The organism is Brevundimonas sp. SPF441, assembly GCF_009661015.1.
GTDB classification, from domain to species: Bacteria; Pseudomonadota; Alphaproteobacteria; order Caulobacterales; family Caulobacteraceae; genus Brevundimonas; species Brevundimonas vesicularis.
This window is the reverse complement of sequence record NZ_WJWX01000029.1, coordinates 21,203-38,768: the sequence shown is the minus strand read 5'-3', so window position 1 is coordinate 38,768 and position 17,566 is coordinate 21,203. Positions and strand designations below refer to the sequence as shown.

Here is a 17,566-nt window from a genome sequence, read left to right as displayed (position 1 = left end):
GGCGTGGGCTAGGTCGGCGACCTTCACGGGGGCGTCCACGTTCATCTTCTGGACCGAGGCGGGGTTCTGATCGTCGGCGGCCAGGAAGGTGATCGTCGACTGGCGCTGCGGCGTCAGATATTTGCGGGCGACGCGCTGAATGTCGGCGACGGTGACGGCCTGGATCTGGGCGACCTCTTCGTCCGCGGCGGCGGCCGAGCCGGTGTTGATCAGCGAGAAGCCCAGGGCGGTCGCGCGGTCGTCCACCGTTTCGCGGCTGCGCAGCGTATTGGCGACGATCTCGTTCTTGGCCTCGGCCAGTTCAGCGGCGCTGACAGGCGTGTCGCGCAGCTTGCCGATTTCTTCGTTAAGGGCGGCGATGCCTTCCTCGGCCGTGTGACCTTGGGCCATGATCGCCAGGGCGGACAGATTGCCGGCCTGCTGCGAGAAGTCGGGGGTCGAGCCGATCTGGGCCGCGATCTGCTTGTCATAGACCAGCGAGCGATACAGGCGGCTGGATTCGCCGGTGGACAGGATGCCGTCCAGAACGGTCAGGGCGGCGCGGTCGGCGTCAGCGTATTTCACCGTCGGCCAGGCGACGACGGCGGCCGGCAGCGGCACGTTCGGCGCATAGTAGGTGACGTTGCGCGGACCCGTCGGCTCGGGCTCGACGACGTTGTTGGTCGGGATCGGCGTGGTCGGATTCTTCAGCGGACCGAAATACTGATCCACCCAGCGGTCCAGTTGAGCCTGGTCGAAGTTGCCGGCCACGATCAGATAGGCCGCGTCGGGGCGATAATAGGTGGCGTGGAAGCGGCGCACGTCCTCCAGAGACGAGGCCTCAAGCTCCTCGATCGAGCCGATGCCCGGGCGGCGATAGGGGCTGTCCTGATAGATCGTCTCGGGCACGAACAGGCCGAACAGGCGTCCATAGGGGTTGGCCAGAATCCGCTGGCGGTATTCCTCCTTCACCACGTCGCGCTCGGCGACGAAGGTCGGCTCGTCCACGACCAGCGAACCCATGCGGTCGGCCTCGGCGAACAGCATCCGCTCCAGATGGTTGGCGGGCACGGTCTCGAAATAGGCGGTGGTGTCGTCGGCGGTGAAGGCGTTGTTGGAGCCGCCCACGTCCTCGGTCAGCCGGTCGAAGGTCTCGGGCGGCAGGTTGGTGGTGGACTTGAACATCAGATGTTCGAACAGGTGGGCGAAGCCCGAACGGCCGGCTGGATCGTCCTTGGAGCCGACCTTGTACCAGACCTGGACCGTGACGTTCGAGGTGTCGGCGTCACGCGCCGAATAGACCTCCAGCCCGTTCGCCAGAACGCGCTTGGTAAAGCCCAGCGGCGGCACGCTCACGCCCTGCGGCGCCTGCCCGGTCGATTGAGCGGCGGCTGCGGCGGGCCCGGCGCTCTGTGCGAAGGCGGGGGCGGCGAGGCCGAGAAGGAGGGCCGAGGCGGCGGCTGTGGCGATCAGGCGGGATTTCATGAAGGGCTCCGAAGCCCGGAACGCCGGGCGCCGAGACCGTATCAGCGATTGGGCGTCTTGCACCTTACCGAGCTGTAATGAACCGGATAAGGCGCGGGTCGTTCATGGACAAACTCCCGACGGCGCTCTATTCGCCAAGAGGTCGCATCCCAGCGACGACCCAAGCCGAGGACGCGTGCCGAGACGAGCGAAAGCGACTTCTGTCTCCGACGAAAAGATCGCGGTCTGGGCCTTCGTCCTGCAAAATATGGTTACTCCGCCCGCCGTTCTTTACGGCAGCTGGGCGGCCGCCGGGCTGATCTTGGCGGCCCTCGGGCAGCCGTGGTTGGGGTTGGGGTTCGCCCTCGTCGGCATGGCGTTCGACGTCTGGGCGCAAGGGCGGGTCAAGCGATACCAGAAGACTGAGGCGCCCGTCGCGGGCTGGCCCCTGCTGCTGATGGCCATCGTGGCGATCCGGTTCGCCCTGGGGGTGTCCGGGCCGCTGATCGCCTGGCTGATGAACCCCCGCGCCGATGTGATGCTGGTGGTGGTGCTGATTCAGGTCTGGTCAATCGGTGTGGCTTTCGTTCAGTTCAGCGCGGCGCCTCGGCTGTTGGCGCTGGCGGCGGCGCCGATCTGCGCGACCGTGCTGGTCGTCATTTATCCCTCGCTGATCGGGCCGCACGGTCTGGCGGTGGCGGCGGCCTTCGTCATGCTGGCGACGATCCTGTTCATCATCTCGCGCGCGACCCACGCCTTGTGGTGCGACCTGTTCGCGGCGGACCAGCGCAACAAAGCGTTGTTGGTGGAATTGCAGGCGGCGCACGCGACGGCGGTTCAGGACCGCGACGCCGCCCGATGCGCGCGGCAGGAGGCGGACGAGGCCAATGTCGCCAAGTCCCGCTTCCTGGCCAATATGAGCCACGAGATCCGCACCCCCCTGAACGGCGTCATCGGCATGGCGCAGATCATGGCGGGCGACGCGCTGGAGGATCGGCAGAAGGCGCGACTGGAGATCCTGAACCGGTCGGCCCACACTCTGCTGGACCTGATCAACCAGATTCTGGACCTGTCGCGGATCGAGGAGGGGCGGCTGGAGATCGTGCCGCAGCCCATCGATGCGGACGCCCTGGTGCACGAGGTGACTGAGACGCTGCGGCCATTGGCCGAAAGCAAGGGCCTGACCTTCCACGTCGTGTCGACGGGCCTGAGATGGGTCAGCGCCGATCCGGTCCGGCTGCGTCAAATCCTGTTCAACCTGCTATCCAACGCCATCAAGTTCACGGCGGAGGGGCAGGTGGCGTTGGATGTCGCGCGCACGGACGCCGGGGCGGTGCTCCGGGTGTCGGACACCGGGCGGGGCATACCGGCGGACCAGATCGGGCAACTCTTCACGCGCTTCGCCCAGATCGAGGCGGCGGCCGTCGACCGGCGTGACGGGGCCGGGTTGGGCCTGTCGATCGTGGCGACCCTGGTGGAGCTGATGGGCGGCCGGATCGAGGTGGAGAGCGAGGCGGGCGAAGGGGCGATCTTCGTCGTCACGCTGCCGCTGACGCCGGCGCAACCTGTGAAGGCCGGCGAGGATGCGCCGGACGCCGAGCCGGAAAGGGCGCTGCGGGTGCTGGTCGCCGAGGATCACCCGGTCAATCAGCAGGTGATCCGCGGCCTTCTGGGCCAGGTCGGGATCGAGGTCGAGATCGTCGATGACGGTCTTCAGGCGGTCGAAGCGACGCAAACGCGCGACTGGGACTTGATCCTGATGGATGTGCAGATGCCGAACATGGATGGTCCGACGGCGACACGGACGATCCGGCAACGCGAGGCCGACCAGGGGCTGGTCCGCACGCCGATCATCGCCCTGACGGCCAATGCGATGGTGGAGCAGGTGGAGAGCTATCTGGCGGCGGGCATGGATGCGGTGGTCAGCAAGCCCATCGATCTGAAACGGCTGCTGACCACCATTTCCGACGTGATCTCCGCCAAGACCTAGTCGCGGAAGACGTGGACGCCGATCTCGCCGGCAGGCGTCAGCCAGGCGTGCTTCATGCCCTGGCTGTTGTAGGGGGCGGCGATGTTTCCGGCGGCGTCCAGGGCGATCATGCCGCCGTCGCCGCCCATCTGACCGATCTCGTCGACGACGGCCTGGGTCGCCTCGGCCAGCGACTGACCGGCGGCGACGCGCCAGGCGACTTGGGCGGAGGCGGCGACGCGGATGAAATATTCGCCCTGGCCGGTGCAGGAGGTGGCGGCATGGGCGTCCGCCCAGGTTCCGGCGGCGGGGATCGGCGTGTCGCCGACGCGGCCCGGCATCTTGCCGAACACGCCGGCGGTCGAGGTGGCGGCGGCGAGACGGCCCTGGCTGTCCAGCACGCAGGCGCCGACGGTGCCGTGGCTGAGCGTGCCGGGCGGATGGTTGTCCTCGCCCTTGCCCGCGCCGGTGAACCAGGCGGCCTCGTCGGCGATGGGCTCCAGCCCCTGGTCATGGGCGAACAGGGCCGCGCCGTCGCCCACCAGCATGACGTGGGGGGTGCGATCCATCACCGCGCGGGCGGCGACGACGGGATTGCGGAACCCTTGCAGGGCGGCGACGGCGCCGGCGCATTTCGTCGATCCGTCCATGATGCTGGCGTCCAGCTCATAGGCGCCGGCGAGATTGGGGGACGCGCCCTTGCCCGCGACATAGAGGCCCGAATCCTCCAGCATGACGACGGCGGCGGTGGCGACATCCAGGGCGCTGTCGCCCGCGTCCAGCCGGACCTTCATGGCTTCCACCACCTCGCGCATATGCACGACCTCGGCGTCGTAGTTGCGTTCGCGCCGGGCGCCGGCGCCGCCATGGAGGATGAGGGCGGTCATGTCGTCTTCCTGAGCCTTGTCCTTATCGCCTCTTTCAAACGGGCGTGGCGCTCTTTAGCGTCGCGATGAAGGCCGCGCCATGTCGGCCAAGGAGGAAAGATGCGCGCTGTTCTGTCCAAGACGCCTGGTGGCCCCGAAACCCTGGTCGTGGAAGACGTGCTCGACCCGACGCCCAAGGCGGGCGAGGTGATCATTGAGGTCAAGGCGGTTGGGATCAACTATCCCGACACGCTGATCATCGAGGACAAATACCAGTTCCGGCCCGAGCGGCCCTTCTCGCCCGGCGCCGAGATCGCCGGCGTGGTCGAGGCGGTGGGCGAGGGCGTCAAGGGCGTTCGAAAGGGCGACCGGGTCATCGCCGTGCCGGGCTGGGGCGGACTGGTCGAGAGGCTGGCGGTGCGGGCCGAGACGGTCATCCCCATCCCCGACGCCATGGGCTTCGAAGAGGCGGCCGCCCTGATCATGACCTATGGCACCAGCTACTATGCGCTGAAGGACCGGGCGCAGCTGAAGGCGGGCGAAACCCTCTTGGTGCTGGGTGCGGCCGGGGGCGTCGGCGCCGCCGCCGTCGAACTGGGCAAGGCTATGGGGGCCAAGGTGGTCGCCGCCGCCTCGACCAACGACAAGGTCGAGTTCGCGCTCGAATTGGGCGCCGACAACGGCCTGATCTATCCGTCGGGACCGATGGACAAGGCGGCGCAGAAAGAGCTGTCCGGCGAGTTCAAGCTCGCGACCGGCCGCGACGGGGCGGACGTCGTTTATGACGCGGTCGGCGGCGACTACGCCGATCCGGCGCTGAGGGCCATGGACTGGAACGGGCGCTATCTGGTGGTCGGCTTCCCGGCGGGCATTCCGTCCCTGCCGCTGAACCTGACGCTGCTGAAGTCGGTGTCGGTGATCGGCGTCTTCTGGGGCGCGGCGGTGATGCGCGATCCCAAGGCCCACGCCGCCAACATGGCCGAACTGATGCAGATGTACGCGGACGGCAAGATCAGGCCGCGCGTGTCCAAGACCTTTCCGCTGGAAAAATCCGGCGAGGCGATCAAGGCCTTGGGCGACCGTCAAGCCCTGGGCAAGATCGTGGTGACGGTAGAGAGCTGACCGATCAAGACGCCGGACACCGGAAATCTTCGCGCGGGACGCCCGATACGGACGACAGCCGCTCGGCCGGCAGCTTGATGGTCAGGCCTGAGTGCTCGAGCCGGAAGTCATAAATGGCGCCCAAGAGGCCGGCCATCGGGCAGCCCGTGACCTGCGCGCCTTGGGCTTTGAGGCCTAGGGCAAGGCCCTCGCCCATGCTGCCGGTCCAGCGCCCGACCTTGACCCGAACCGCGCCGGCGTGATGGCGGCCGGGGCGAGGCAGCACTTCTTCGATCCACTGGCGCGGCACGCCGGTCTCGCGCTCTTCCGACATAAGGCGGTGCACCTGGTAGGGGCGGGCTTCGCTCACGAACCAGCCCATGACAGCGCGTGCGACGACCGTGTTGCCGCCGCTGGGGGTGTCGGTCAAATCCAGGATGATCGTCTCGTTGCGGCGGGCCTGGGTCATGGCGGCGTCGAAGGCGGCGATGGTGCGGTCGTCGCCCAGGGAATCGTTGAAGGCTATGGTCAGGCCGTCACGTCCGCGCGTGGTCGTGATCGGCCCGGTGTCGGGGCTCGGGGCCACATAGAGGTTCGACAGCGCCAGCTCCCGTTGCGGACCGTCGCCGCGCTGGACCGTCAGGCGACGCGGGCGGTCGCGGCGTCCCGCCGCCAGCACGCGCACGGCGTAGCCGGCGTCGCCGCCCGACTCCAGGCCCAGATCGCGCCAATAGGCGGCGACGGCCTCGGCGACCGGGACGCCGTCGATCCGAACCAGCTGGTCGCCCGGCGCCACGTCGGCGGCCCGGGCCGGCGATCCCTTTCGCACGGCGGTTACGCGATAGGTGCCGCCGTCCGGCTCGACCCAGAGGTCAGCGTAGCTGGGGACGATGGCCCAGCTGTCGGAAAACGAACTGCCGATGATAACATGGGCGTCCGCCAGCAACGCCAGTCTCCGTTCGGCGTAGCGCAGCAGGGTCGTGCTGTCCTGAACCGCATCAGCTTCGGCGCGCAGACGTTCAGTCATGGGCGCCTGGCCAAGCGGAAAACGATCCAGATAGGCGTAGTTGGCCGCGACCAACGCCTCGATGGACCGGGCGTCGCTCCTATAGTCTTCGGCTGTCGGCGCGCTTGTTTGGGCCAGGGCGGCAAGCGGCAGGCCGAAAGCGGTTAGGGCGACGAATGGCGCCAGGCGCCTCAAAAAGGACATGGCCCAAGATTGAGTCTCGCTTGGTCACCAGACAACTGAATAATCGGTAAGCTGAGCTATTTCGCCTTCAGCCGCTGCACCGCGTCCTCGGCCTGGTCGCGGTGGCGGCGTTTGATGTTGGCGCCGACCAGGGCCAGCAGGGCGGTGATGACGGCCGCGTCGTCGGTATAACCTATGCCCGCGAAGATGTCGGGAATGGCGTCCACCGGCATGACGAAATAGGCCAGGCCCGCGAAGATCATGCCCTTGGCCGCCATCGGCGTCTGCGGATCGCGCGCGGCGTACCAGGCGGCAAGGGCCTGGTCCGCAAAGGGGATGCGGGCGGCCGTGCGCTGAATCTTGGGCCAGAAGCCCTTGGTCACGCGCGCCTCGTTGATCTCCACCACCGACGGCACGAGCGCCTTTTTCGGGTCCAGGACATCCGACGGATCGGCGGGTTTGGCTTTGGCGGTCATGGCCGCTAAATCCTCAAACGAAACTCAGGTTCACGACAATATAGGAACGATCAGGATGAAACTCGACAACACCATCGCCGCAGTGGTCACCGGCGGCGCCTCGGGCCTAGGCGAAGGCACCGCGCGCGCCATCGCGGCGACGGGGGCCAAGGTCGCCCTGTTCGATCTGAATGCCGAAAAGGGCGAGGCCGTCGCGGCCGAAATCGGCGGCGTCTTCTGCCAGGTGGACGTGACCGACGACGCCTCGGTCGCCGCCGCCTTCGAAAAGGCCCGCGCCGCCCATGGCCAGGAACGTCTGACCGTCAACTGCGCCGGCATCGCCACGGGCCAGAAGACCGTCTCGCGCAAGAAGGACACCGGCGAGATCAAGGCCCACGACATGGCCCAGTTTGAGCGCACCGTGCGGGTCAACCTGTTCGGCACCTTCCGCGTTTTGTCGCAATCGGCGGCGGGCATGGTGACGCTGGAGCCGATGGCGGATGGCGAGCGCGGGCTGATCGTCAACACCGCCTCGGTGGCGGCGCAGGACGGCCAGATCGGCCAGGCGGCCTATTCGGCGTCCAAGGGCGGCGTCTATGCGATGACCCTGCCGATCGCGCGCGATCTGGCCCAGGAAGGGGTGCGCTGCAACACCATCCTGCCCGGGATCATGTGGACGCCGATGATGGCCGGCATGGACCAGAAGATCCAGGACGCCCTGGCCGCCGCCATCCCCTTCCCCAGCCGCTTGGGCACGCCGGCCGACTATGCGTCGCTGGTGCTGGAGCTGGCTCGAAACGTCTATATCAACGGCGAATGCATCCGTCTGGACGGCGCCATCAGGCTGGCGCCGCGCTGAGGCGCGGGGGGTGTGAGCGGGACTTGATCGCTTTTTGCAAATTCTCTCTTGCAGGACCGATCAACCCTCCGCTATACGCCCCCTCCTCGACGGGGAGCGCACCTAGCTCCTACGGAGTGCGGGCGTAGCTCAGTGGTAGAGCACAACCTTGCCAAGGTTGGGGTCGAGAGTTCGAATCTCTTCGCCCGCTCCAAGTCGAGACGAGTAAAATCAGGGGCCTGTCGGTTGCGGCAGGCCCCGATTTTTTGCCCGATGCCTAAGATATTTTCAGGTCAGTCCGGCGACGAGCGTCAGCACGCCCAGACCGATTGACAGCGGCGCCCGCAGCGCCAGCCAGCCCTCGGGCGTCAGACCGGCCGCCTTTAGCTTCAGATCGACCAGGACGCTGGCGGCGATGAAGACGCCCAGCACGACCAGCGACACGGCCGGGTCGGAGCCCGCCGCCCAAACGACGCTGGTCGCCAGCGCGAGAAGCGAGGGCGCCACAGAGGCGGTCCAGACCCATTTGGGCGTCTTCACGCCCGTCGCGGCCGCCAGTCCCCACCAGACGCCGCCAAGGAAGCTGAAGATCAGGGCGGCGTAGGCGTAGGCCAGGCCGAGGGCGGCGGTCTGCTGGTCGGCATCGCGTGCAAGAAGGACGACAACCGCCGCCGCCTGGGGCAGCAGGCCGGCGAAACCCAGTATGCGGGCGAGTGGCGGCAAGCGATGTCGGCCGGTGGGTTCAATCGTCATCGGACACCTGTCAAGGCGGGTTGCGATCCAGACTGTAGAGGACGCCCGTATAGGATGGCGAGCCCGTTCGCCGTCGCCGAGAGCCTTTGATCGTCATGACCCCCTTGCTTGTCTGGTACGATGGCGGCTGTCCCCTGTGCCGACGCGAGATCGCCGTGATGCGGCGGCTGGATCGACGCGGCGCGATCCGCTTCGTCGATGTGTCGGACGGTCAGACAAGCTGCCCGCTGGATCGCGAGACGCTGCTGGCGCGATTCCACGCAACGGAGAACGGCAGGCTGCTGTCGGGCGCGGCGGCGTTCGCGGCGATGTGGCGGGCGATCCCGCTGTTGCGACCGCTGGGTCTGGCCGCACGCATCCCTTGGGTCCTGGCGGCGTTGGAGGGAGCGTACCGGGTGTTTCTTCGCCTGCGTCCTCGACTTCAGTCTCTCGCTCGCAAATGGGCCCGGTGATGGAAATAACGCATGTCCGTGCTTAGGCTGGTGCTGGGCGATCAGCTGTCAAACGACCTGTCGGCGCTGAAGGATCTGAACCCGGACGTCGATACGGTTCTGATGGCCGAGGTTCGCGACGAGGCGACCTATGTCCGGCATCACAAGCAGAAGCTGGCCCTGGTCTTCGCCGCCATGCGCAATCACGCCGAGCGGCTGAAGGAGCGGGGCGTCAATGTGCGCTATGTGCGGATCGACGATGCGGACAACAGCGGTTCGATCACCGGGGAACTGGCCCGAGCGCTGGACGACGGCGCCCATGAGGCGGTGGTGATGACCGAATGCGGCGAGTGGCGGCTGGCCGAGCATCTGGCCGCCTTTGCGGAAGGGGCGGGGCTGCCGGTCGAGATTCGCGAGGATCGCCGCTTCATCAGCAGCCACGACCGCTTTCGCCGCTGGGCCTCGGGCAAGTCGCAGCTGCGCATGGAGTTCTTCTATCGCGAGATGCGCCGCGCGACGGGCATCCTGATGGACGGCGATCAGTCGGAGGGCGGGCGCTGGAACTATGACGCCGAGAACCGCAAGAAGCTGGCCAAGGGCGTGACGCCGCCCGATCGCCTGCGCATCCCGCCCAACGCCGTGGCGCGCGAGGCGATGGCGGATGTCGAGCGGCTGTTCGGCGACCATTTCGGATCGCTGGACAAGTTCGGCTGGGCCACGACGGCGGAGGAGGCGGAAGCCTCGCTGAAGCACTTCCTGAAGGATGTCCTGCCGTCATTCGGGGACTGGCAGGATGCGATGGCGGAGAATGAGCCATGGATGTGGCATGGGCTGATCTCGACGTCGATCAACCTGGGCCTGCTGGATCCTCTGGACGTCTGCAAGCGCGCCGAGGCGGTCTATCGGGCGGGCAAGGCGCCCCTGAACGCGGTCGAAGGCTTCATTCGGCAAATCCTGGGATGGCGCGAGTTCGTGCGCGGCATCTACTGGCTGAAGGCGCCGGAGTATCGGGCGCGCAACTTCCTGGATGCGGACCGAAAGCTGCCCTGGTTCTACTGGTCCGGTGAGACCGACATGGCCTGTGTCGCCGACGTGGTGAAGACCACGCGCGACAACGCCTACGCCCACCATATCCAGCGGCTGATGGTGACGGGCAATCTGGCCTTGCTGCTGGGCGTGCATCCCGATCAGGTCGACGACTGGTACATGTGTGTCTATGCCGACGCCTATGAATGGGTCGAGATGCCCAATACGCGCGGCATGGCCCTGTTCGCCGATGGCGGCATCGTAGGGTCCAAGCCCTATGCGGCCTCGGGGGCCTATATCGACCGGATGAGCGACTACTGCGGGGCGTGTCGCTATGACGTGAAGAGCAAGAGCGGCGATGCCGCCTGCCCGTTCAACCGGCTGTACTGGGGCTTTCTGGAGCGCAATCGCGGCCGGCTGCGGGACAATGTGCGGCTGGCCATGCCCTACCGCACGCTGGAGAAGTTCGGGGAGGCCAAGCGCAAGGCCCTGGCGGCCGAGGCGGAAGCATGCCGGACTCAGCTAGGCGCGACGCCGATCGATTGACGGTGGAACCTCAGGCCCAGCGCGACCATTTGCCTTGCTGTTTCGTCCTGCTCGAAGAGGCCGCCCCCGTGATCCTGCCCCGCCGTTCCGCCCTTGTCCTGGCCGCCGCCGTCGCGGCCTCGGCCCTGTCCGCCTGCGCGTATAACGAAGCCCTGGGTCGCAATCAGCTTCTGCTGGTGGACAACGCCGCCCTGTCGCAGCAATCGACGGCGGCCTGGCGAGAGGCTATCGCCAAGCCAGGCGTGATGACGACCGGCGGCCAGGTCGACCGGATTCGTCGCGTCGGCGACCGTCTGGTCCAGGCGGCGGGTCTGGGCAATCGGACCTGGGACTATGCGGTGTTCACGGAAGCCAGCCCCAACGCCTTCGTCCTGCCGTCCGGCCAGATCGGCGTGACGACCAGCCTGTTGGCCCTGGTCCAGAACGACGATCAGCTGGCCAGCGTGATCGGTCACGAAATCGGACACGTCGTCGCCAACCATGCGGCCGAGCGCGCCTCGAACCAGACGGTGACCAGTGTCGGTCTGGCGGCCGTCGGCGGGGCTGCGGGTCGCTATGGAGATGCGGTCAACGCCTATGGCGGTCTGGCCGCCCAATACGGCCTTCTGCTGCCCTATTCGCGGCGCGACGAGCTGGAGGCCGACCGTCTGGGCGTGGACTATATGGCTGGAGCCGGGTTCAAGCCGTCGCAGGCGGTCGCGCTATGGCGCCTGATGGCGGCGCAGCGTCAGACCCAGACGCCGCAGTTCGCCTCGACCCACCCGTCGGACGCGACCCGGATCGAGGCGTTGCAGCAATATATCGCCAGCCGCGGCTGGAACTGATCAGACCCGGATGTCGAGGTAGGAGCCGGGGCGCATGATCCGCGGCTCCTCGCGCTGGGCCGGGGCGGGGGGCGCCTCCACCGGCCGGGCCGGGTTTGCGGTTCGGATCGTGGACATGACGGCGGCGGCCGGGACCGGCCGCTTGGGCGCCGCAGTCTGCTCCATTGCAGCGCGGAAGAAGGCCGCCTGGGCGCTGCGGGCGCTCGGCAGATCAAGGCCCTGGGCGGGTGTGTTCAGAGGCAGGTCGGGACGAATCGCGCTCATGCCGACATGGTTAACGGAAACCCTCGAAAAAGGGTTAACGCCGCCTCACCGCTTGGTCGGTGCGGGACGAGGAGGGGCCTGCATGGAGGCGACCAGTCGGTCGATGTCGGCGTCGTCCAAGAGGGGGCCGGACTGTTTGGCGGTGATGCGGCCCATGGCGTCGACCGCGAAGGTCTCGGGCACGCCGGAGATGCCGAGGTCGAGGCCCGCACGACCTTCGCGGTCCACCAGCACCATCGAATAGGGATCGCCCAGTTCGTCGAGGAAGGCGCGGGTGGCGACCGGCTCATCCTTGTAGGCGATGCCGACCACGGCGACGCCGCGCGCCTTCAGCGCCAGCAGCTTGGGATGTTCGATCCGGCACGGCGCGCACCAGGAGGCGAACACATTGACCAGCATGGGCCGGCCGACGCCGGCGGTCTTCAGGTCCAGATTGCCCGGTCCCGCCTGGTCGCCTGACAGCAGGGGCAGGACCGTCTCGGGGATGGTCTGGCCGACCAGGGCGTCGGGCTTGAAAGCCGGATCGCGCTTCAGCGACCACCCGACGAACAAGGCCGCCAGCGCCGCGAGGACCGCCAGCGGGATCAGGGCCAGCCAGCGGTTCATTTCTCTTGTCCTAACGCGCTTCGCGCTGCTTGAGGGCGGTTGGTGTCCGCTGCTTCTGGGTGTGTGCCTTGGTCTGCCTCAAGCCGGGCCAGTTCGCGCTTCCATCTGCGGGAGGCGACGACGGCGCGGACGGTCAGGGCGGTCAGGACCAGGGCGCTGACGCCCCAGGCGGGCCAGACGAAGGTGGCGTAGGGGGTCATGTCGAGGTCGAGCATGGCTTCAGGCCTCCTGAGCCAGCCGAGCGCGCAGGGTCATGACGCGGCGGCGGCGGATCTCGGTGCGGATGGCGGTCAGCCAGAGGGCCGCGAACAGCATCCCGTAGGCCGCCAGCATCGTCAGGAAGGGCGGCAGATAAACGGGATCCAGCCCCGACGATCCGGGCGTCAGAAAGCTAGCGGGCTGGTGCAGAGTGTTCCACCAGTCGACCGAAAACTTCACGATCGGCAGATTGATCAGGCCGACCAAACCCAAGACGGCGGCGGCGCGCCCGGCCTTCTGCTCGTCGTCGATCGAGGCTCTCAGCGCCATATAGCCGAGATAGAAGAGAAACAGCACCAGCACGCTGGTCAGGCGCGCGTCCCACACCCACCAGGTCCCCCACATCGGCTGGCCCCACAGCGAGCCGGTGAACAGGGCCAGGGCCGTGAAGGCGGCGCCCGGCAGGGCGGCGGCGCGGGCGGCGGCGTCGGCCAAGGCGTGACGGAAGATCAGCGCAAAGAAGCTGGACACGCCCAGCGCCGCATAGGCGCCCAGGCCCAGGGTGGCGGCGGGGACATGGACGAACATGATCCGCACCGTGTCGCCCTGCTGATAATCGGCCGGAACGGTGAAGCTGAGCCAGGCGCCGACGCCCAGCAGCACGGCGGCGAGCCCCCACAGAACGGGCGTCAACGGGCCGGTGAAGGCCATGAAGCGCTGCGGATTGGACAGGCCGAACATCGGTTCAGCGCTTACGCAACGAATGGACGGCGGGCAAGCTCACCCTTGCGCGTTGCGAACAGCGGCGGCCCCGGCGAAGGGGGCGACGATGGCGGCGAACAGCACGTAGGCGCACAGCAACGCCAATGCCGGGCCGACCGGCTGGCCTGATCCCGCGCGCTCCAGGGCGCCGGCGCCGAAGACGACGGGGGGAATAAAGAGCGGCAGGACGACGACGGCGATCAGCAGCCCGCCACGCTTGGCGCCCAGCGCAAGGGCGGCGCCCAGCGCCCCGGTGAAGGCGAAGCCTGCGCCGCCGATCAGGGCGGTCAGTGCGACCAGAGGCGTCAGCGACGCGGGCAGGCCAAGCGCCAGGGCGGCGACGGGGGCGGTCAGGGCAAGCGGCAGGCCGACGGCGATCCACTGGGCCAGGGCCTTGATCAAGACGACCTGCTCCAGCGCCAGATGGCCGAGAGCCAGCAGATCCAGCGCCCCGTCCTCCATGTCACGCTCGAACAGCCGCTCCAGCGACAGCAGGGACGCCAGGGCGAGCGCCAACCAGGCGACGCCGCCGGCGACCGGGCCGAGCGTGCGCGGATCACCGCCGGCCGCCAGCGGCAGAATGGCGGTCAGACAGGCGAAGAAGCCGCAGGCCAGCAACGGGCCGCCGCCCCCGCCCCAGGCCAGATCCAGTTCGCGCTCCAGCAGAACGCGCGTCGCGCCGCGCAGGCCGGGCGGACGGGGTTCCTGATCGACATCGTGGCGGCTCACTTCAGCGCCCCCAGATCGAGAGAGCGGGTCGGCAGCGGCAGGGGGTCGTGGACGGCGGCGACGATCAGGCCGTCGGCGTCCAGATGACGCTGCATCTGCTCGGCGAAGGCTTCGCGCCAACGCGTGTCCAGCGGCGCCATCGGTTCGTCCAGCAGCCACAGGGCGCGCGGCGATCCGACCAGCCGGCCCATGGCCAGGCGACGGCGCTGACCGGCGGACAGACGCCGGACCTCCAGGTCCAGCAGGGGCTTCAAGCCGAAAGCTTCGACGGCGTGGTCGACGCCGTATTGGGTGTGGCCCAGCCAGTCGCACTGAAACCCCAGCTCTTCGCGCGCGGTGCGGCCGCCCTTAAGCCCGTCCAGATGGCCGAGGAAATGGGTTTCGCGTCCACGCGCCTGTCGTTCGTCCAGCCGATTGCCATCGCCGTCCTGGAAGGCGACCGTGCCGGCGTCGGGGCGCAACAGGCCGGCGATCGCGCGCAGCAGGCTGGTCTTGCCCGCCCCGTTTGCGCCCGTCAGGGCCAGCACCTCGCCGGCGCGCAAGGTTAGGTTGAGGCCGTCGAACAATCGCCGCTCGCCGCGCGACACGCTCAGGCCGGAGAGGGCGAGGGTGTGGATCATCGCGTTTCACCCGCCGCGCCAAATCTGCGAACCCTTCTCAATGTCCACGTCAGGGATGTGGACACATGGACGGTGCGGCGTGGCGGGGCTATAGGCACGGTCGCCGCAGCAGGCTTTCGCCGCGCGCGCAGGGGCCCTGTGAGCCGCTGCGTCTGCCGCGCGAAGGCGCAACCGGATTGTCGGGCGGCGCTGACCAGAGGAACTCTCCATGCCGTCGATCGACAGCTTCAAGACCCGCCAGGACCTTTCCGTCGGGCGTAAGAAATACGCCTATTACAGCCTTCCCGCCGCCGAGGAAGCTGGTCTGACCGGGATTTCCCGCCTGCCGCGCTCGATGAAGGTGCTGCTGGAGAACCTGCTGCGCAACGAGGACGGCGTTTCCGTCACCGAGGACGACCTGAAGGCCGTCGCCGCCTGGGTCGAGAACAAGGGCTCGGTCGAGCACGAGATCGCCTTCCGTCCGGCCCGCGTGCTGATGCAGGACTTCACCGGCGTGCCCGCCGTGGTCGATCTGGCCGCCATGCGCGACGCCATGAGCGCCCTGGGCGCCGACGCCGCCAAGATCAACCCGCTGGTGCCGGTCGATCTGGTCATCGACCACTCGGTCATGGTCGACAACTTCGGCACGTCCAAAGCCTTCGGCCAGAACGTCGAGCGCGAATACGAGCGCAACATCGAACGCTACAACTTCCTGCGCTGGGGTTCGTCGGCCTTCAACAACTTCCGCGTCGTGCCGCCCGGCACCGGCATCTGCCACCAGGTGAACCTGGAGAACCTGGCCCAGACCGTCTGGACCCTGGACGAAGGCAAGAAGACCGTCGCCTATCCCGACACCGTCGTCGGCACCGACAGCCACACCACCATGATCAACGGCCTGGCCGTCCTGGGCTGGGGCGTGGGCGGCATCGAGGCCGAGGCGGCCATGCTGGGCCAGCCGATCCCGATGCTGATCCCCGAGGTCATCGGCTTCAAGCTGACGGGCACGATGCCCGAAGGCACGACGGCGACCGACCTGGTGCTGACCGTCACCCAGATGCTGCGCAAGAAGGGCGTGGTCGGCAAGTTCGTCGAGTTCTTCGGCGACGCCCTGCCGAACATGACCATCGAGGACCAGGCGACCATCGCCAACATGGCTCCGGAATACGGCGCCACCTGCGGCTTCTTCCCCGTCTCGGCCGCCACCATCGGCTATCTGACCGCCACGGGCCGCGACAAGGCGCGCGTCGCCCTGGTCGAAGCCTACGCCAAGGCGCAAGGCCTGTGGATCGACGAAACCTCGGAAGACCCGGTCTTCACCGACGTGCTGGAACTGGACATCTCGACCGTCGTGCCGTCGCTGGCGGGCCCGAAGCGTCCGCAGGACCGTGTCGAACTGACCACCGCCGCCCCCGCCTTCGAAACCGCACTGACCGACGTCTTCGCCCGTCCGTCCGACGCCGAGCGCGTCTCGGTCGATGGCCAGAAGTTCACCGTCGGCGACGGCGACGTGGTCATCGCGGCCATCACCTCCTGCACCAACACCTCCAACCCGTCGGTCCTGATCGCCGCCGGTCTGGTGGCGCGCAAGGCCAATGCGCTGGGCCTGAAGGCCAAGCCCTGGGTCAAGACCTCGCTGGCCCCCGGCTCGCAGGTCGTGACCGACTACCTGACCGACGCCGGCCTGCAGAAGGATCTGGACGCCCTGGGCTTCAACCTGGTCGGCTATGGCTGCACCACCTGCATCGGCAACTCGGGTCCGCTGGATCCGGCCATCTCCAAGGCAATCAACGACAACGCTCTGGTCGCGACCTCGGTCCTGTCGGGCAACCGCAACTTTGAAGGTCGCGTGAACCCCGACGTCCAGGCCAACTATCTGGCCTCGCCGCCGCTGGTCGTGGCCTACGCCATCGCCGGCTCGATGCGGATCGACATCACCAAGGATCCGATCGGTCAGGACAAGAAGGGCAACGACGTCTTCCTGAAGGACGTCTGGCCCAGCACGCAGGAAATCGCCGACATCCAGCGCAAGTCCGTCACCCCGGCCATGTTCGCCAAACGCTACAAGGACGTGTTCAAGGGCGACAAGCACTGGCAGGCCATCAAGGTCACCGGCGGTCAGACCTATGAGTGGGACGACAGCTCGACCTACGTCGCCAACCCGCCCTATTTCGACGGCCTGTCGATGGACCTGACCCCGGTTCAGGACGTGGTCGAGGCTCGCGTTCTGGCCATCTTCGGCGACTCGATCACCACCGACCACATCAGCCCAGCCGGTTCGATCAAGAAGACCTCGCCCGCCGGCGTCTATCTGACCAACCACGGCGTCGAGGCGGCCGAGTTCAACAGCTACGGCGCCCGTCGCGGCAACCACGAAGTCATGATGCGCGGCACCTTCGCCAACATCCGCATCAAGAACCGCATCACGCCCGAGATCGAAGGCGGCGTCACCAAGCACTTCCCGTCGGGCGACACCATGTCGATCTATGACGCGGCCATGCGGTATCAGTCGGAAGGCCGTCCACTGGTCGTCTTCGCCGGCAAGGAATACGGCACCGGCTCGTCGCGCGACTGGGCGGCGAAGGGTACGCGCCTGCTGGGCGTTCGCGCCGTCATCGCCGAAAGCTTCGAGCGCATCCACCGTTCGAATCTGGTCGGGATGGGCGTCGTGCCGCTGCAGTTCAAGCAGGACGGCTGGCTGAAGCTGGGCCTGACGGGCGAGGAGATCGTCACGATCCGCGGCCTGTCGGACGCCAACATCGGCAAGCTGAAGCCGCGTCAGGATCTGTGGGTCGAGCTGTTCCGCCCGTCGGACGGCAAGATGGCCCGCTTCCCGGTCCGCTGCCGCATCGATAACCAGACCGAGCTGGACTATCTGCTGGCCGGCGGCGTCATGCCCTATGTGCTCCGCAACCTGGCGCGAGGCCCGGAAACCGAAGCGCCGATCGCCGCCGAATAGGTCGCGGATCG

The 17,566-nt window shown here is 67.6% G+C and carries 18 protein-coding genes and 1 tRNA gene; 8 read left to right on the top strand and 11 right to left on the bottom strand.

The annotated features are described in order from the left end of the window. Positions 1 to 1,464 (bottom strand): pitrilysin family protein (locus tag GGC30_RS14290; RefSeq protein WP_194943608.1); only part of this gene is annotated, 1,464 nt, incomplete at its 3' end. 247 nt (positions 1,465 to 1,711) lie between these two features. Between GGC30_RS14290 and GGC30_RS14285 the strand changes: the two genes are divergently transcribed. After that, the gene (locus tag GGC30_RS14285; protein WP_153925572.1) at positions 1,712 to 3,433 is read left to right on the top strand and encodes an ATP-binding protein; all 1,722 of its coding nucleotides are present in this window, start codon (positions 1,712 to 1,714) and stop codon (positions 3,431 to 3,433) included. Here GGC30_RS14285 and GGC30_RS14280 read toward each other — a convergent pair. Then, positions 3,430 to 4,299 carry an isoaspartyl peptidase/L-asparaginase family protein gene (locus GGC30_RS14280; protein ID WP_153925570.1) on the bottom strand — a complete coding sequence of 290 codons (870 nt, stop codon included), beginning with the start codon at positions 4,297 to 4,299 and terminating at the stop codon, positions 3,430 to 3,432. The two genes, GGC30_RS14285 and GGC30_RS14280, sit on opposite strands and share 4 nt — an antisense overlap. A gap of 99 nt (positions 4,300 to 4,398) precedes the next feature. Here GGC30_RS14280 and GGC30_RS14275 point away from each other — a divergent pair, with 99 nt between their 5' ends. Then, positions 4,399 to 5,400 (top strand): NADPH:quinone oxidoreductase family protein, encoded by a 1,002-nt coding sequence (locus tag GGC30_RS14275; protein ID WP_153925568.1) that lies wholly within the window; start codon positions 4,399 to 4,401, stop codon positions 5,398 to 5,400. Positions 5,401 to 5,404: 4 nt separating this feature from the next. On the opposite strand, the gene GGC30_RS14270 is transcribed toward GGC30_RS14275, so the two are convergent. Both GGC30_RS14270 and GGC30_RS14265 read right to left on the bottom strand, forming a co-directional pair. Beyond that, a complete protein-coding gene (locus tag GGC30_RS14270; RefSeq protein ID WP_153925566.1) occupies positions 5,405 to 6,589 on the bottom strand; it encodes a S41 family peptidase in 1,185 nt (394 codons plus the stop codon). Between the two features lie 56 nt (positions 6,590 to 6,645). Continuing rightward, a complete protein-coding gene (locus tag GGC30_RS14265) occupies positions 6,646 to 7,044 on the bottom strand; it encodes a YkvA family protein (RefSeq protein ID WP_153925564.1) in 399 nt (132 codons plus the stop codon). 55 nt (positions 7,045 to 7,099) lie between these two features. On the opposite strand from GGC30_RS14265, the gene GGC30_RS14260 reads away from it, so the two are divergent. Both GGC30_RS14260 and GGC30_RS14255 read left to right on the top strand, forming a co-directional pair. Then, positions 7,100 to 7,882 carry an SDR family NAD(P)-dependent oxidoreductase gene (locus GGC30_RS14260; RefSeq protein WP_066553203.1) on the top strand — a complete coding sequence of 261 codons (783 nt, stop codon included), beginning with the start codon at positions 7,100 to 7,102 and terminating at the stop codon, positions 7,880 to 7,882. Positions 7,883 to 8,000: 118 nt separating this feature from the next. After that, a tRNA-Gly gene (locus GGC30_RS14255) sits at positions 8,001 to 8,075 on the top strand. A gap of 74 nt (positions 8,076 to 8,149) precedes the next feature. Here the strand turns inward: GGC30_RS14255 and GGC30_RS14250 are convergent. Next, positions 8,150 to 8,614 (bottom strand): DUF3429 domain-containing protein, encoded by a 465-nt coding sequence (locus GGC30_RS14250; RefSeq protein WP_153925562.1) that lies wholly within the window; start codon positions 8,612 to 8,614, stop codon positions 8,150 to 8,152. A gap of 95 nt (positions 8,615 to 8,709) precedes the next feature. Between GGC30_RS14250 and GGC30_RS14245 the strand changes: the two genes are divergently transcribed. From GGC30_RS14245 to GGC30_RS14235, 3 genes are read left to right on the top strand one after another with little or no spacing between them, the layout of a single operon-like run. Continuing rightward, positions 8,710 to 9,066: a thiol-disulfide oxidoreductase DCC family protein gene (locus GGC30_RS14245; RefSeq protein ID WP_153925560.1), complete on the top strand. Its 357-nt coding sequence runs from the start codon at positions 8,710 to 8,712 to the stop codon at positions 9,064 to 9,066. 12 nt (positions 9,067 to 9,078) lie between these two features. Then, positions 9,079 to 10,617, top strand: coding sequence for a cryptochrome/photolyase family protein (locus GGC30_RS14240; RefSeq protein ID WP_153925558.1), 1,539 nt, complete (start codon positions 9,079 to 9,081; stop codon positions 10,615 to 10,617). Then, a complete protein-coding gene (locus tag GGC30_RS14235) occupies positions 10,581 to 11,441 on the top strand; it encodes a M48 family metallopeptidase (RefSeq protein ID WP_228763756.1) in 861 nt (286 codons plus the stop codon). Before GGC30_RS14240 ends, GGC30_RS14235 begins: the two co-directional genes overlap by 37 nt. On the opposite strand, the gene GGC30_RS14230 is transcribed toward GGC30_RS14235, so the two are convergent. The 6 genes from GGC30_RS14230 to ccmA are packed head-to-tail and all read right to left on the bottom strand — an operon-like array spanning position 11,442 to position 14,620. Continuing rightward, positions 11,442 to 11,705, bottom strand: a complete 264-nt coding sequence (locus GGC30_RS14230) for a hypothetical protein (RefSeq protein ID WP_153925556.1) — start codon at positions 11,703 to 11,705, stop codon at positions 11,442 to 11,444. 45 nt (positions 11,706 to 11,750) lie between these two features. After that, a complete protein-coding gene (locus GGC30_RS14225; protein WP_017506276.1) occupies positions 11,751 to 12,311 on the bottom strand; it encodes a DsbE family thiol:disulfide interchange protein in 561 nt (186 codons plus the stop codon). Continuing rightward, positions 12,308 to 12,526: a heme exporter protein CcmD gene (ccmD, locus tag GGC30_RS14220; RefSeq protein ID WP_066553186.1), complete on the bottom strand. Its 219-nt coding sequence runs from the start codon at positions 12,524 to 12,526 to the stop codon at positions 12,308 to 12,310. The genes GGC30_RS14225 and ccmD overlap by 4 nt, the downstream gene beginning before the upstream one ends. A 4-nt stretch (positions 12,527 to 12,530) precedes the next feature. Further along, on the bottom strand, positions 12,531 to 13,250 hold the full coding sequence (locus GGC30_RS14215; RefSeq protein WP_066553183.1) for a heme ABC transporter permease: 720 nt from the start codon (positions 13,248 to 13,250) through the stop codon (positions 12,531 to 12,533). 39 nt (positions 13,251 to 13,289) lie between these two features. Continuing rightward, positions 13,290 to 14,000 carry a heme exporter protein CcmB gene (gene ccmB / locus GGC30_RS14210; RefSeq protein ID WP_082465091.1) on the bottom strand — a complete coding sequence of 237 codons (711 nt, stop codon included), beginning with the start codon at positions 13,998 to 14,000 and terminating at the stop codon, positions 13,290 to 13,292. Further along, positions 13,997 to 14,620: a heme ABC exporter ATP-binding protein CcmA gene (gene ccmA / locus GGC30_RS14205; RefSeq protein WP_153925554.1), complete on the bottom strand. Its 624-nt coding sequence runs from the start codon at positions 14,618 to 14,620 to the stop codon at positions 13,997 to 13,999. The genes ccmB and ccmA overlap by 4 nt, the downstream gene beginning before the upstream one ends. 208 nt (positions 14,621 to 14,828) lie before the next feature. Between ccmA and acnA the strand changes: the two genes are divergently transcribed. Then, a complete protein-coding gene (gene acnA, locus GGC30_RS14200; protein WP_153925552.1) occupies positions 14,829 to 17,555 on the top strand; it encodes an aconitate hydratase AcnA in 2,727 nt (908 codons plus the stop codon). The last annotated feature ends 11 nt before the right edge of the window (positions 17,556 to 17,566 follow it).